This window comes from Streptococcus mitis, from assembly GCF_003942995.1.
Classification (GTDB): domain Bacteria; phylum Bacillota; class Bacilli; order Lactobacillales; family Streptococcaceae; genus Streptococcus; species Streptococcus mitis_CV.
In genome coordinates, this window is the sequence record NZ_RJOH01000004.1 from 1 (window position 1) to 16939 (window position 16939).

11 protein-coding genes and 1 pseudogene are annotated in these 16939 nt (G+C 34.6%); all 12 read left to right on the forward strand.

Annotated elements, in window-relative coordinates:
- Window positions 1-465 (forward strand): annotated as a pseudogene (locus D8836_RS11145) (glycosyltransferase family 2 protein); the annotation flags it as partial.
- Window positions 466-517: 52 nt separating this feature from the next.
- Window positions 518-2803 carry an SP_1767 family glycosyltransferase gene (locus tag D8836_RS11600; RefSeq protein ID WP_185761588.1) on the forward strand — a complete coding sequence of 762 codons (2286 nt, stop codon included), beginning with the start codon at window positions 518-520 and terminating at the stop codon, window positions 2801-2803.
- A gap of 27 nt (window positions 2804-2830) precedes the next feature.
- The gene (locus tag D8836_RS03675) at window positions 2831-4894 is read left to right on the forward strand and encodes an SP_1767 family glycosyltransferase (RefSeq protein ID WP_125393175.1); all 2064 of its coding nucleotides are present in this window, start codon (window positions 2831-2833) and stop codon (window positions 4892-4894) included.
- Between the two features lie 14 nt (window positions 4895-4908).
- Entirely contained in the window at window positions 4909-5817 is a 909-nt protein-coding gene (locus D8836_RS03680) for a glycosyltransferase family 2 protein (RefSeq protein WP_125393176.1), read from the forward strand.
- Window positions 5818-5820: 3 nt separating this feature from the next.
- Complete coding sequence (locus D8836_RS03685; protein WP_125393177.1) at window positions 5821-6705, forward strand: glycosyltransferase family 2 protein; 885 nt, start codon at window positions 5821-5823, stop codon at window positions 6703-6705.
- Window positions 6706-6723: 18 nt separating this feature from the next.
- Window positions 6724-7623, forward strand: coding sequence for a glycosyltransferase family 2 protein (locus tag D8836_RS03690; protein WP_125393178.1), 900 nt, complete (start codon window positions 6724-6726; stop codon window positions 7621-7623).
- 49 nt (window positions 7624-7672) lie between these two features.
- Window positions 7673-9439, forward strand: coding sequence for a glycosyltransferase family 2 protein (locus D8836_RS03695; protein WP_125393179.1), 1767 nt, complete (start codon window positions 7673-7675; stop codon window positions 9437-9439).
- Between the two features lie 364 nt (window positions 9440-9803).
- Entirely contained in the window at window positions 9804-11021 is a 1218-nt protein-coding gene (secY2, locus tag D8836_RS03700) for an accessory Sec system protein translocase subunit SecY2 (RefSeq protein ID WP_125393180.1), read from the forward strand.
- A 9-nt stretch (window positions 11022-11030) separates the two neighbouring features.
- Window positions 11031-12611: an accessory Sec system protein Asp1 gene (asp1, locus tag D8836_RS03705; protein ID WP_125393181.1), complete on the forward strand. Its 1581-nt coding sequence runs from the start codon at window positions 11031-11033 to the stop codon at window positions 12609-12611.
- On the forward strand, window positions 12595-14130 hold the full coding sequence (gene asp2 / locus D8836_RS03710; protein ID WP_185761589.1) for an accessory Sec system protein Asp2: 1536 nt from the start codon (window positions 12595-12597) through the stop codon (window positions 14128-14130). Before asp1 ends, asp2 begins: the two co-directional genes overlap by 17 nt.
- Entirely contained in the window at window positions 14127-14567 is a 441-nt protein-coding gene (gene asp3, locus D8836_RS03715) for an accessory Sec system protein Asp3 (RefSeq protein ID WP_125393182.1), read from the forward strand. The genes asp2 and asp3 overlap by 4 nt, the downstream gene beginning before the upstream one ends.
- A complete protein-coding gene (gene secA2 / locus D8836_RS03720; RefSeq protein ID WP_125393183.1) occupies window positions 14560-16932 on the forward strand; it encodes an accessory Sec system translocase SecA2 in 2373 nt (790 codons plus the stop codon). The genes asp3 and secA2 overlap by 8 nt, the downstream gene beginning before the upstream one ends.
- Window positions 16933-16939 lie beyond the last annotated feature (7 nt).

Below are 16939 nucleotides of genomic sequence, written 5' to 3' on the forward strand. Positions count from 1 at the left end.
GGATATGATAAAAAGACATTTACAGGTCAAGAATTGATTGATAATTTGCAAGTATTGTCTTCTTTTGATCATTCTTATGTTTCTTCTAGTAATAAATTGGTGAAGAGTAGACAATTGAAGACAATTCGTTTCAACGAAAAAACAACCTTAGGCGAAGATATGGAATTTTGGTATAAATTATATCTAATTTCTGATAAAATTGTATATGTAAACAAAGATAATTACATTTATCGAACTAGTAGTGATGAATACAAACACTTTGAATTAGAAAAAATTAGGAGTGATATTCAACAACGATTGAATTTTATTGCATTTCTAACTGCTAGAAAGTTAGAAGTTAGTTCGTATGTAGATGACTGTATTGTGTATCTTCGCTATTTACTTGACAAGATAAAATTCGAGGAATTGGAATTTACTCAAACTGCAAGATGGTTGCAAGAGGTACTATTTCTATTAGAAGGATAATATATTAGTCTGTAGGTCAAGAAAAAGTTTTTGTAGATGTTGAGAGGATTGTTTGAAATCAAGAACTAGGAAAAAAGGATATGATAGAAAGTGGAGAGAAATGAAGCTACATATTACCAATCTGTATGGGATGGCTCGAGAAAGTACAGCAACCATTGCTCAAAATGCTGTTCAAAAGATAGCTAGTCAACTAGAATTTAGAGAGTTAGGGATTTATTTTTATCATGCTACTTCTGAAACAGTCGAAGAAAGAAGTAGAAGACTGGACGGGATTCTAGCAAGTGTTTCAATGGGAGATGTAGTGGTTTTTCAGACTCCAACTTGGAATGGTATAGAGTTTGAAAGAGAATTTTTAAGTAAGTTGAAACTTCTCAATGTGAAAATTATTATATTTGTTCATGATGTGATTCCCCTGATGTTTAAAGCAAATGAATTTCTGATGCAGGATTACATCAATCTATACAACATGGCAGATAGTATCATCTTACCATCAGAAGCTATGAAAGAGAAACTGCTTCAAAATGGCCTGAATGTTAAAAAAATTATTTTTCAAAGAATGTGGGATCATCCTCATGATTTGGACTTACATGAACCTATATTTAAAAAAGAAATCTATTTTGCAGGGAATTTAAGCCGTTTCCCAGAATTAAAAACTTGGGAGGGGACAGTTCCTCTAACTGTATTTTCAAATGAAGAACAGCTTTCTTTATCGAATCAAGTTCATATTACAGGTTGGAAGACTGATGAAGAAATGCTCCTAGAGTTATCAAGAGGCGGATTTGGACTGGTTTGGACTACACATCAAAATAAGGAACAAAATATAGATTATTACAGTATGAATGTTTCTTATAAGTTGAGTACTTATTTAGCTGCAGGCATTCCTGTCATTATTCCTGCTACTTTATCTAACTCGGACTTTATAGTAGAGCAAGGATTAGGCGTTGTAGTTGATAACTTAGAGGAAGCAAGCCATTTGGTGGAACAACTATCAGAAGAAGCCTATCTTCAAATGTGTAGTAGAGTACGTTATTTTTCCTTTTTACTAAGTCAAGGTTTTTATGCAAAACAGTTCTTATTGCAAGCAGTTTTTGAATTAGGAATTAGTAACAATCAAACATCACGAGGTATTCGACTATTGACAGTTACAAATAGTCAGGATTTGGAACAAATTGAATACCTAGTAGAACAACTTCCTGAGTGTGATTTTAGTATTGTTGCAAGAACTGTGATGGGGCCGCGTTTAACTGATTTAGCTGAGAAAGAAAATGTGTATCTATATCCTGCTTCGGATTCAGAAAAAATTGAGAAAATACTGGATAAAGCTGATTTATATTTGGATATTAACTATGGTGGGGAAGTAGATGGTATATTTAATGGCTTATTAGAAAAAAATATTCCTTGTTTTGCTTTTTATAAAACACAAAATGGAGAAAGAGGGCAATATCTATTTTCTATAAAAAATGTTGATGCTATGGTAGCTGCAATTAGGAATTATGCTGAAACAAAACAATTGCCCAAGAAGCCATTTGATTTTGAGGTGCAGACCATAGATGAAACGCTTGATTATATTCTGGAGCATCAATCTTCAATCGCTCGATTTGGTGATGGCGAGGCTGCAATCATGCTAGGCCAATCTATTAATTATCAGAAATATGACCCTAAACTTGCAGAAGAATTGAAATTTATTTTTAATCAAGAAAGTAGTCCTACATTAATTATTGGTTTACAAGAAGGATTGAAAAATCGTTTTTCTTTTGTTCCAGATGCTTTGGCCTTTTGGAGACAATATTTAGAGGATTATGAGGAATTTTACCTAGAGTATTGTAAAAATTCTTGGTACGGCTCAACTTTTATTTCCAGACCTTATATTGATTTTTTAGATAAATCAAAAGCTAAATCTCAATTTGAAAAGTTGAAAAAACTATGGGAAGGAAGAGATATCCTTATCGTAGAAGGCTATGCTTCTAGATCTGGGGTAGGAAATGATTTGTTTGATGGAGCTAAGAGCATTAAGCGAATTATTTGCCCGTCTCGACATGCCTATGATAAGAAAAATGAGATAATGGAAGCAATAATGAACCATGCTGATGGACGTTTAGTTTTGTTAATGCTAGGTCCTACAGCTAAGGTTTTAGCCTATGAACTTGCTATCAAGGGTATGCAGGCCATTGATATCGGACATGTAGATTCTGAGTATGAGTGGATGCAGATGGGGGCTGAAAATAAGGTTTTATTACACAACAAGCATACTGCAGAGTTTAATCTAGATACAGAAATAGAATTAGCAGATGATGAAGCATATTTGAGTCAAGTTGTTGTAGACTTGAGTGCAGAATAGTATTGGATATGGAATTTCGGAGGAGAGATGACATCAGATAGAATTGCAATCGTTTTGATTGCTGATCAAGCTTACACAGAACAATTGACTGTGACCATGAAATCTATCATGTATCATAATAAATCCGTTGATTTTTATATTATTAATCAAGGAATTATGACAGACTGGTTTAGAAAAGTTAGACGTGTCGCAAAAATTTTGGGAGGAGCTGTCTACAGTATTCCGTTTGATACGGAAAAAATATCTTGTAAATTGGGAATTCCAAACCACAGCAGTCTAATTGCTTATGTCAAATATTTTATAGCAGATTTAGTGGATAGAGAGAAGGTTCTCTATATTGATAGTGATACTGTCATAAATGGTGATTTAAAGTCTATTTTTTCAATAGAATTAAGTGGTTTTCCAGTTGCTGCTGTAAGAGATATAGATGGAAGTTATAATACTGGTGTTTTGCTTATAGATATTGCTAAATGGAGAGAATTAAGCATTTCGGAACAATGTCTAGAGATTTGTTCAAATAGGAAAAAAGAACAATTAGATCTAGAAGATTTTAAGAATNCTCAGTCGATTTTTAATCAGGTATTTCAAGATAGTTGTTTGGAATTAGATAAAAGTTACAATGTTCAGGTGGGATATGATTTGATTGCTTTTTATAATAATTGGCAGGAACATTTTAATCTAGAATACAATCCGCTTGTTATTCATTATACAACGAATAGAAAGCCGTGGAATAGTTCTGTCTCCTATAGATTTCGTGAAAAATGGTGGGATTTCTATCATCTTGACTTTCAACAGCTGTTAGCCCATCATCTGGATAATTTTAGTTTTGTAAAGGATAAGAAACAAGGTCTTGATTTCTTTACATTTACAACGACAGAGAGCTTTGAAAACATTGAACGTTTAGCAACAACATTTCCAGAACATCGCTTTCATATAGTAGCTTATACAGCTGTAGGCTCATATTTAAATGGTTTGGGACAGTTTGATAATATTTATCTGCATCCAGAGTGCACCACTGCTACTTTGGAGAACTTATTCGAGGATGTAGATGCTTATCTGAATATTAATTATGGGGACATCGATGAAGCCATTTTAAGAAGTATGAAACAGCTCAAGAAACCTATTTTTTCATTTTATGCAACTCACAAGGGAAAGGTAGATCAGTATTTATTTCTAAGAAAAGAAATTGAGAAAATGGAAGATGCTATTCGCTTATTTTCTGAAATTGGGGCAGAGAGATTTAGTCAGGCTTTTAAACAGGAAGAATTGTTTGATATTACAGTCATGTCGATTGATGAGACCTTGGATGAGCTTTTAGCAACGGATAAATCCTTGGTTCGATTTGGAGATGGTGAGTTTAGCTTGATAAACGGCAATAGTATCGCATATCAGGAGTATCAAGAGGACTTAGCTCAAGAAATGAGAGAAATTTTGATAAATGCAGATAAGGAAGATAATGTACTTGTGTGCTTACCAGAAATTTTTGGAATTTTTAAGGGAAATTTTCTCCAAAATAAAGATTCAGAAAATTTTTGGAAAAATGAGTTAGATTATCATGGAAGGTTTTTCCAAGATATTTGCAAGGCAAAGAGATATGGTTCAGCTTGGATTTCAAGACCGTATATTAATAGCGAAGATAAAAGCAAGGTGGCTACTCATTTTGAAAAAATAAAAGAATTGTTTGCAGGCAAGGATATACTTATTGTAGAGGGAGCAACTACACGAGCAGGAGTTGGTAATGATTTATTTAACAATGTTCGCTCTATAAAACGTATTATTTGTCCTTCCCACCATGCTTTTTCAAAGGTGGATGTTATTCAACAAACCGTTTTAAATCACGCGGCGGGACGACTAATTTTACTGATGCTTGGTCCAACAGCCAAAATATTGGCTTATCGGTTGTCTAGATTAGGGTATCGTGCCTTAGACCTTGGCCATATTGATTCTGAATATGAGTGGATGCAAATGGGAGCAGAGACAAAGGTACAGTTAAAACATAAGCATACAGCAGAATTTAATTTTGACCAAGGGATTGAATTTATAGAGGATGAAAACTATAACAATCAAATTGTTGCAGATTTGACTAAGTAGAGAGGTATAAATATATGGATGTTCCATTGATTTCGGTTATTATTCCTGTATATAATGTAGAGGAATACATTGAACATTGTATTAAAAATATTTTGTTACAGACATATACGAATATAGAGGTTATCATTGTCAACGATGGTAGTCTTGATGATAGTATCACTATTGCAAAGAAATTGACAGAAGATGACTCTCGTTTTATCTTTCTTGATAAGGAAAATGGTGGACAGTCGGATGCTCGAAATGCAGGACTAGATATTGCGACGGGTGATTATATCTTTTTCTGTGATCCAGATGACTTTATGTTTGAGAAGAGTATTGAAAATCTGTATTATGCAAGTCAACTAACTGAAGCAGATATTGTCGTAGGATCATTTTGTCGTTTTGAAGAAGGTATGTTTTATTTTTATCCAAAACCCAAAGAAGACGAATTACTGTTTCCGCTCAGTGCTAGAGATGCTATACAAGGTATGGATAGCATGGAGGATTATACCCTCCTTCGCTATTCTGCAGTTTGGGGGAAATTATTCAAAAAGCATTTATTTGATGAAATTCGCTTTCCTAAGGGGAAATATGCAGAAGACCAGTTTATTATGTGGAAACTCTATCTAGCAAGTGAAAAGATGACTCGGTATGATTCAGATATTTATGCCTACAGAATCAATTTTAAAGGACTGACTCAGAACTACAACTTATCTCATTTAGATTTTATAGAAGCGATTGAGGAGCGTATTGAAACCTTGATGGAGATGCCAGACCTAGATTATCCGATGGAACTAGCATTTAATCAATATAAATTTGCTTTAAAGAGAAATTTATCAATGTTAGAGGGAACAGAATTTGTCCAAGAAGAAGCAACAGTGCGCGAAAAGTTGGAGCATGCTGAGAATGGGAATTACCTGTTTTTGAAAGATAAAAGTGAGTGAAATATGGAAAATAAATTAATCAGTATTATTGTGCCGGTTTACAATGTCGAAGAGTATCTCAAACAATGCTTGGATAGCATTCTAGAGCAAACTTTTAGCAATTATGAAGTTATCCTTGTAAATGATGGCTCGACAGATAGCTCAGGTCTAATTTGCCAAGAATACGCTGAAAAAGATGTACGTATTCGTTATTTTGAAAAAGAAAATGGCGGTATTTCGGATGCTCGAAATTATGGAATTGAACAAGCCAAAGGAGAATATCTTACTTTTGTTGATTCAGATGATTTTTTAGATGCATCACATTTGAATGTTCTTTATAATGCATTAGTAGACAATGATGTAGACATCTCTATCGTAAACTATGCTAATTACCAAACTTCTACTGCAACCTTCTATCTTCATACATTTGGAGAATATTATGAAAAAACCTATACTTCAGAAGAGTTGATTGATGATTTATCATTTCTTGAAAGAAATGATTTATCTTTTTCTACTCTCTGGGGCAGCCTATATAAGAAAAATGTATTTTCATTTTTACGTTTTCCTAAAGGTGTGATAGGTGAGGACGTTGCATTAATCTATAAAATGTATACTCAAGTAGATAAAATTGTATATGTTCATAAAGATACCTATATTTACAGAGAAAATGATTCTGGAATATCAAAGAGTAAAATATATCCCCTTGTCACAGCTCAGTTAAATCATATAGCAGAGCGCCTAGCTCTGTTAGCTATTATGGGATATGATGTGACGAAACATTTTAAACACTATAGAACATTCTTAGAAATTACTGAATACAATATGAGAATGGTATGGGGGATGGAAGATACAGAAACCTATCGTCATATTAAGGAAAACTTACAACTTATCTCTTCTAATAAGAGTTAAGGAAGCAAAGGAAATAGAATGCTAGAAACAATCAGTATCATTATTCCCATCTATAATGTGGAGTCCTATCTCAGAAAATGCTTAGATAGTATAATTGAACAATCTTTTCCTTATTTTGAATTGCTTTTAATAAATGATGGCTCTACTGACGCTTCAGCTCAGATTTGTCAAGAGTATGTGGAAAAAGATGACAGAATCCGTTATTTTGAAAAAGAAAACGGTGGAGTTTCTTCAGCTCGTAATTTTGGAATCAAACATTCGCGGGGTGAGTACATTACATTTATTGATTCGGATGATTGGGTTGAACCAAATTATTTAGAGATTTTATACAAGGCAATGAAAGAGCAAGATGCGGATATTGTAGTTGCAAATTATTGTACTTTCCGTGAAAATGACTCAATGTTTTTATTTCATGTTGCTGAAACAAATGAAGCTCTTGTATTTCAACCTGATGATGCTTTTTTTAACTATATGTTTTCAACCTTTGGTACAGATATTTCGTGGGGAAGTGCTTGCAGTAAATTATTTAAAAAGTCTCTGTTTGACCGTCTTTATTTTTCCGAAGACATATCTTGGGCAGAGGATTTTGATTTAATGTATAAATTGTTTTTAGTTTCGAAATGTATCGTCTATCTTCATAAAGCTCCATATTGTTATCGTGACCGTGGAGACAGTGCTTCTAAATCACCAGGGGAAGAACCTATTCGTCAAAGCTTGAAAGTTTCAGAAAATCGTTTACTAAATCTTGCTTTGGTAGGAATTGATTTAACGGAAGCTAGAAAGCATCATATTGGGTTATTACAGTGGATGAAGTATAATATGGGAACAGTATGGGATATGTCTGATACGGTCACCTTTAAAAAAATAGAGCAGCAATTATGGCTACTAGATTTAAAAAATAGAGGTAAGAGTACCTAGACAGTCTTTATGGTTTTATATAGAAATAGTAAGGAAAGTGAGAAATATATTGAAAACAGAAACAATATCAATCATTGTACCCATTTATAATGCAGAGAATTATCTGAAATCGTGTTTGGATAGTGTGCTGTCACAAACCTTTAAGGATTTTGAAGTTTTAATGGTCAATGATGGCTCTATAGATAATTCAGCAACCATCTGTCAAAATTACGCAGAACGTGACAGCCGTTTCCGATATTTTGAAAAGGTAAATGGAGGCTTATCTGATGCTCGAAACTATGGACTAGATAGGGCAAAGGGAGCTTATATCACCTTTCTAGATGCAGATGATTTTCTTTTTGAAAACTACCTAGAAAAATTATATCAAGCGAGTCGTCTAAGTGATTCTGATATACTAATTGGAGGTTATTGCCGATTTGATGGCTCTGATTTCTATTTTTATAATGATCATTTTAAGAGTGAATCCTTAATTTCTTTCACATCAGCGCAAGCAATTCAAGTATTAGATTCTATGCTGGATGTTCCATTTTTAACTTTTTCTACTGCTTGGGGGAAACTGTTTAAACGAGGTTTGTTCGATGAGCTCCGTTTTCCTTATGGGAAATATGCTGAGGATCAATTTTTAATTTGGAAACTCTATATGAAAGCTGACAAGATTCATGTTTTTAACAATGCGTCTTATGTTTATCGTATGAATCCTTCAGGCTTGTCCAGTATTTTTTCTCTCAAGCATTTAGATTATATTGATGCGCTTGAAGAACGGATAAGAGCTACAAAGGATTTAGAAGGGATCAATATTCAACATTCTTTTAACATGTATGACTATGTCTTACAGAGAATGTTGGGACAGCTGGAAGAACATCAATTTTTAGAGGAAGCAGATAAAGTACGTGAAAAGTTAGAGTTGGCAAAACAAAAAGAGTATCCCTTTTTACTAGAGCAGAAAAATGATTTAATCAGTATTATCGTTCCCATCTATAATGTTGAAAAGTATCTTCGAATGTGTTTAGATAGTATTGAAAATCAAACCTATTCAAATATCGAAGTTCTATTAATAAATGATGGTTCACCAGATTCATCTGGAGAAATCTGTCAAGAATATGTTGCTAGAGATAGCAGATTTCACTATTTTGAAAAGGAAAACGGAGGCTTATCTGATGCACGAAATTATGGTATTGAAAGATCAAATGGAAAGTATCTAACCTTTGTAGATTCGGATGATTGGTTAAGTTTAACTTATGTGGAAGATTTACATCAAGCAGCTATTAGAAATAGTGCAGATACTGTTGTGGCACACTTTACAATCTATAATGAGAGTGATAGATTGTATCATGTGCATATTTGGGATGAGTACTATGAGAGAACATATACGGGAGAAGAACTTGTATTAAATCTCCCATCATTAGAATTAGATGGTTATCTATATGCAACCAGTTGGGGAAAATTATTCCACAAGAAATTGTTTACCAATATTCGATTTCCTAAAGGAAAGGTGATAGAAGATTCGAGAACAAATTATAAATTATTTTTTAAATCAGAAAAAATTGTTTATATTCATAAGGAAATTTATTATCATAGAGAAGGAATAGATAGTATTTGCAGTAACATTAATGAGAAATTTTTAACCGATGTTTTAGAATGCTTGTTAGAAAGATTAGCAATTTATACTATAAAGGGTTGGAATTATGATGATGAAAAGGAAAATGTTTTGGGATGCTTGAGATGGAGATATCAACAAGCAAAAGAAAATGGATTGCAGGATACTGAAATTTTCAGGAGATATACAGAAATATTACATCTTATAGATAATAATTAAAGATCAAGCACGTTCGATGAACTAATAGTAAATAAAAAATAATCTATTTTATTCACTAACGTAGTATTCTTTTAATAGTAGCCTAGGGGATTTATAAGCAGATTTTTTCTGCTTTTTTTGTTATAATAGCAATAGTATTTCTGTAAAAATATATTCTTTATTACACTATTAGAACAGAGTTCTTCATCAATTTGAGAATATTTTCTATGTAAAAGATGCATGGCTTTTTTGATCAGTATAAACTGCTATTTTTTAATATCGAAATAAACAAGATAAAAATATTACATAGCATTTTTAAGAGTTTTAGGATAGTTTAAACTGAATTTTACAAAAACAAAAAATTAGGAGATTGAGGGGATAAATCTTGAAAAACTTTTTTTCGTCTGTTGTATTAAAAAAAGGATTTATGACATTGTTTTTTATTTTTATATATGTTTTAGGAAGTAGACTGACATTACCTTTTGTTGACCTGAATAGTAAAGATTTTTTAGGAGGTTCAACAGCCTATCTAGCCTTCTCAGCTGCCCTAACAGGTGGGAATCTTAGAAGTCTTTCACTCTTTTCTGTTGGTTTATCTCCGTGGATGTCTACAATGATTTTGTGGCAGATGCTTTCGTTATCGAAAAAATTAGGATTATCTACTGGTTCTATAGAAATACAGAATAGAAGACAGATGTATTTAACTTTATTTATAGCTATGATTCAGGCATTAGCTATCACACTAAGTTTACCAGTTCAATCAAATTTGCCGAAGATTCTGATTCTTGTGATGGATACACTGCTCTTAGTGGCTGGGTCTTTTTTCTTAATATGGTTATCTGATATTAATGCGACAGTAGGAATTGGCGGTTCTATGCTTATTTTGTTGACTGGTATAGTATTAAATATACCTCAAGATATACTCGAAACATTCCATACAATGCACATATCTATGTATATTATAGTTGCTGTTTTACTTATGGGATTAGTTTTTACCTACTTGATAGCTATTCTATATAGAGCACGTTATCGTATAGCAGTTAATAAGATTGGATTACATAGTCTCTTTAAACGCTATTCTTTTTTAGAGATTATGCTAAATCCTGCTGGCGGGATGCCTTATATGTATGTCATGACATTTTTAAGTTTTCCAACTTACATACTTTTATTATTACAAAGTCTCTTTCCGAATAATTCAGTTAATTCTACCCTTTTGTCTCAGTATACAATTGGAAAGCCACTCTGGATTTACATGTATATAGTAATTCTTTTTGTTTTTAGTATTATTTTTGCTTTTGTTACTATGAATGGTGAAGAGATTGCAAATCGTATGAAAAAATCTGGTGAATACATTTATGGAATTTATCCAGGTGAGGACACTAGTCGGTTTATTAATGGATTGGTCCTTCGTTTTTCAGTAATTGGAGGTCTCTTTAATGTAATCATGGCAGGTGGCCCCATGCTTTTTGTTTTATTTGATGAAAAGTTATTAAGGATTGCAATGATTCCAGGCTTATTTATGATGTTTGGAGGCATGATTTTTACGATTAGAGACGAAGTCAAGGCTTTAAGGTTAAATGAAACCTATAGACCTTTAATTTAGGAGATTAGCATGTATTATTTTATTCCAGCTTGGTATGGGGCAGAACGGAAATGGCATGTGGATCTTATTCCATGGTATTTTTCTCATTTTCGTTTTGAATTTGATGATAGCTTTAGTCAGATTCGGATTTTTCAAAGACAAGGCATGGACTCTCGTCTATTAGTACTAGCTTACCAGCCTCACCTACGTTATTTTTTACATAGACATGGTGTATTGGAAACAGATACTTATTCTGTTTTTGATGTTATGCAAGATTTTCACAATCTCCATACCCAAGTTTTAACCATTAGAGATATTGAGTGGGATAATGACTGTGAATTTATTTATAGTCCCTTTACGATTATTGTTCAAAAAAATGGGAAGAAATTTGCTAAGGTTGAACATGGGGTTGAAGGATTCATCAGTGATATACAGTATTTTGAACCGAATGGTCAAGTAGATATGCACTATATCATGGATGATCGAGGATTTGTATCGAGTGTTATCTTTTTTGAAGATGGGCAAGCTACCTATCAAGAATATCTGAATCCTAAGGGAGTTTGGCAATTTAGAGAGCGTTTAAAAGAAGGAGGAAGAATAGAAGTCAATCCAATTTTTGGCTATCGCTTTAAAGCGCTTATCTATCAAAACATGGGAGACTTGGTGGCAGAATTTTTTGAGAATTATCTGCAAAAGCATGTAAAGAACGAAGATATTTTTATGATTCCTTCTCATTCTCACCATGACCAGTTCGTGTTAGACCGTTTACCTAGTGCCAATCCTAAACTATTGAGTCTGTTCATTGGGCGTAATCCTCAAGATACCTTTAGAGATTTAGATTTAACTTTTGAAAAATCGGATTTGATTTTAGTGGATAGAGATGATAGTTTACGATTGTTACAGGATTTGTACCCTGAACGAATGTATCAATTTCGCTATTTATCATCTTTTGATACTCGTTTACGATTGGGACGAAGTCAAACTAAGAAAGAATCCATCATTTTTTATCAACTGGATTTTGAGCACGGACTTGATAGCCAATCTCTGTTTCAAGTTTTATCATTTGTCGCTGAAAATAAGGATACTGAGGTGATTTTTGGGGCATTTGCTGCTAGACAGGATCAAATGGATGAGGTAGAAGCAATTGTTGAAGTTATAATTCAAGAAAATTTTCTAGTTGAAACTTTGAAAAAAGACTTGGACTATGGTGATGCAGAAAATCATTTAGATGAAAATCAACACCAGAACTTACGATTTCAGTTTGTTAACTTGAATGATGAATTGGAATTGATTAAAACACTAGAATTTGTCCGTTTAATTGTGGATTTTAACAACTACCCCCACACCTATACCCAGATTGCTGGAATTAGTGCGGGGATTCCTCAAATCAACCTAGTTGAAACCGTCTATGTTGAACATTTGAAAAATGGTTATTTGCTGGCAGATGTGGCAGAGTTTTCTAAGGCTGCTCATTATTACACAGATAGGTTGAAAGAGTGGAATGAGTCCTTGATTTATTCGATTGAGAAAATTAAGGAATATACTGGTCAGCGATTTCTTGAAAAACTAGAGAATTGGATAGAGGAGGTCCAGAATGTCAAAGGAACTTAATATTTTACAGATAGGGCTTACTAATTGGGAAAATCACTATGACATACCTGAAAACATGAACTGGCACCATTTTTATCCCAATTCGACAATAGCTCTTCGCGAAATGACAGAGAAAAAAGGTTTTAGCCGTTTTCATGCAGTATTGGTGAAAGATCCTCAGTATGTCAAAGACTTATTTTCCTTTGTAAAATATTTCGAACCTTACACTTTGTTTTATGATCAGGATCTCAAAACAGATGATGAAGGAGTTGCATTCTTTCTCAAAAAACGATGCGCTCAGGCAGTTGATTTTTCAAGACCTCAACAATTAATAAATGATTTATCGACTACTCTATTTGGTGGTGGTTACGGAGATAAATTATTTCCGTCAACAATTAAGATTCATGAGCATTTTCAAGGTTCTGTTTCTTATCAAGGACTTGAATGTGTGACTATAGAGGGTGATTTTGGCGAGGAATTTCATCAACTAGCATACTGGACTCATAATTTTATGGTTTATAAAAATTTGCCGATAGAATTGTGGTTAGAATATGAGAAACAGGGAAATTGTGAATTTCGATTTATATTGCGAAAGATATTTGATGGGGATATCGACAATTTCTTTGAAGAAGAGATTTATTCAGAAGTAGATTTAGAAAAAGCCATTGTTATAGATAGTAAAAATAGAAATTTTTTGATATTTTTATCTGTTGAAGCAAGAGGTCGTGGTACTATCAAACTAGGTAATCTTCACCAACGTTGGAGTCGAAAACAATTTGGTAAGTTTGTGCTTGGTGGGAATATCCTACATGATTCCAAGCGTGATGAAATAAACTATTTCTTCCATCCAGGTGATTTTAATCCTCCTTTGGCTGTCTATTTTTCAGGTTATCGACCTGCAGAAGGATTTGAGGGTTACTATATGATGAAAACTCTAGGGTGTCCCTTCATTTTATTTTCTGATCCACGTTTAGAGGGAGGAGCTTTTTATCTAGGAACGGATGAGCTAGAGGGAAAAATCAAAAAGACGATTGCTCATTATCTTGATTATTTAGGCTTTGATCGAAAGGATTTGATTTTATCAGGCCTTTCTATGGGAACTTTTCCAGCTCTTTATTATGGTGCTTTTTTTGAACCTCATGCTATCATAGTTGGTAAGCCATTGGCAAACTTAGGAACCATAGCTAGCCGCGGACGTTTGGACGCACCGGGTGTCTCTAACTTGGCTTTTGACTGTTTAATTCATCATACAGGTGGAACAAGTTCGCAAGATATGACGGAGCTGGATCAACGTTTTTGGAAAATCTTTAAACAAGCAAATTTTTCAAAGACAACCTTTGGTTTGTCCTACATGAAGGATGAAGAAATGGATCCTCAGGCTTATGAGAATCTAGTTACTTATTTATGTAATACAGGTGCGAAGATTTTGTCTAAAGGAACTGCTGGACGACACAATGATGATACAGATACCAATATTGCTTGGTTTCTTCACTTTTATCGAATGGTACTATCAAGTGGTTTTGGAAGGGAGAAAGAATGATTATCACACAGAGACAGTCTGTTCATTGGGGAGAAGTTGGTGGGACTTATATGTACGGATCAACTGTATCTTATTACCCTGACAAAAGTATTCGGCTGTATAATCCTCTGTTGCCATCTGGTGAGATTCTTAAGACTTGGTTTTCTAGTGTCAATTACCAGGCTACACGGACTCAGCCCCAGCTTCCTTTATTAAAAAGAAATCAGGAGTATCAACTATCACTTGTTTTTGATTGTCAGCCTGAAAATGGGGTTTATACCAAGATAACTTTTTTTGACCGCTATGGTGATGTTTTAGAAGAAAAGGTAGAAAAAGTGAAAGATTTCATATTTACTTACCCAGAAGATAGTTATACTTATCAAGTTTCTCTTTTAAGTGCTGGATTTGAGTCCTTAACTTTTTATCATTTTTCTATCAAGGAGATCAGAAGTGTTTAGACGTTTAGGTCAAGATTTCCAGCTTAGGAAAGTGAAAAGGATTTTAAAGCAGATCAATGCGCTTAAAGGTAAGATGTCATCTCTTTCGGATCAAGAATTAGTGGCTAAAACAGTGGAGTTTCGTCAGCGTCTTTCAAAGGGAGAAAGTCTAGATAACCTTTTAGTAGAAGCTTTTGCTGTGGTGCGTGAAGCAGACAAGCGGATTTTAGGGATGTTTCCCTATGATGTTCAAGTCATGGGGGCTATTGTCATGCACTATGGAAAAGTTGCTGAGATGAATACGGGGGAAGGTAAGACCTTGACAGCAACCATGCCGGTTTATTTGAACGCTCTTTCGGGAGAAGGAGTGATGGTTGTGACGCCTAATATGTATTTATCAAAGCGTGATGCCGAGGAAATGGGCCAAGTTTATCGTTTCCTAGGATTGACCATTGGGGTACCATTTACGGAAAATCCAAAGAAAGAAATGAAAGCTAAAGAAAAGAAGATTATCTATGCTTCGGATATCATTTACACAACCAATAGTAATTTAGGTTTTGATTACTTAAATGATAATCTGGCCTCGAATGAAGAAGGTAAGTTTTTACGACCGTTTAACTATGTGATTATTGATGAAATTGATGATATCTTGCTTGATAGTGCACAAACTCCTCTGATTATTGCAGGTTCTCCTCGTGTTCAGTCTAATTACTATGGGATTATTGATACGCTGGTAACAACGTTGGTCGAAGGAGAGGATTATATCTTTAAAGAGGAGAAAGAGGAGGTCTGGCTTACTACTAAGGGTGCTAAGTCTGCTGAAAGTTTCCTAGGAATTGATAATTTATATAGGGAAGAACATGCGTCCTTTGCTCGTCATTTAGTTTATGCGATTCGAGCCCATAAACTCTATACCAAAGATAAGGACTATATCATTCGTGAAAATGAGATGGTATTGGTGGATAAGGGGACTGGTCGTTTAATGGAGATGACCAAACTGCAGGGAGGACTCCATCAGGCCATTGAAGCCAAGGAACATGTGAAGTTGTCTCCTGAAACGAGAGCCATGGCTTCCATTACCTATCAGAGTCTCTTTAAGATGTTTAAAAAAGTATCTGGGATGACGGGGACAGGAAAGGTAGCAGAAAAAGAATTTCTTGAGACTTATAATATGGCCGTTATTCGTATCCCAACCAATCGTCCTAGACAACGGATTGACTATCCAGATAATCTCTATGTGACTTTACCAGAGAAAGTGTATGCCTCTTTGGAATACATCAAAGAGTATCATGCTAAGGGAAATCCCTTACTCGTTTTTGTTGGATCAGTTGAAATGTCTCAACTTTATTCATCTCTCTTGCTCCGTGAAGGGATTGCACATAACGTTCTCAATGCTAATAATGCTGCACGTGAGGCCCAAATCATCGCGGAATCAGGTCAGATGGGGGCCGTAACAGTGGCTACCTCTATGGCAGGACGTGGTACGGATATTAAACTCGGTAAGGGAGTTGCAGAGCTTGGTGGCTTGATTGTCATTGGAACAGAGCGGATGGAGAGTCAGCGGATTGACCTTCAAATCCGTGGACGTTCTGGCCGTCAGGGAGATCCTGGTATGAGTAAGTTTTTTGTATCACTGGAAGATGATGTTATTAAGAAATTTGGTCCATCTTGGGTTCACAAGAAGTATAAAGATTACCAAGTTCAAGATATGATGCAACCAGAAATTCTCAAAGGTCGTAAGTATCGGAAATTAGTTGAAAAAGCTCAACAAGCAAGTGATAGTGCTGGACGTTCGGCACGTCGTCAGACCTTAGAGTATGCTGAGAGCATGAATATCCAACGTGATATGGTTTACAAGGAACGCAATCGTCTAATAGATGGTTCTCGTGACTTAGAAGATGTAGTTGTGGATATCATTGAGAGATATACAGAAGAGGTAGCGGCTGAACACTATGCCAGTCGTGAATTACTGTTTCACTTTATTGTTACCAATATCAGTTTCCATGTAAAGGAAATTCCAGATAATCTAGACTTAGCTAATCAGAAACAAGTCCGCTCTTTTATTCGACAAGTTGTGAATAGAGAACTCTCTGAAAAGAAGGAATTACTGGAGAAACACGACTTGTATGAACAGTATTTACGACTCTCTCTACTTAAGGCTATCGATGATAACTGGGTGGAGCAAGTAGACTATCTACAACAATTATCTATGGCTATCGGTGGCCAATCTGCTGCACAGAAAAATCCAATTGTAGAATATTATCAAGAAGCCTATGCAGGTTTTGAAACGATGAAAGAGCAGATTCGTGCTGATATGGTACGGAATCTCCTGATGGGGCTGGTTGAGGTCACTCCAAAAGGTGAAATCGTGACTCATTTTCCATAAGAGGAGA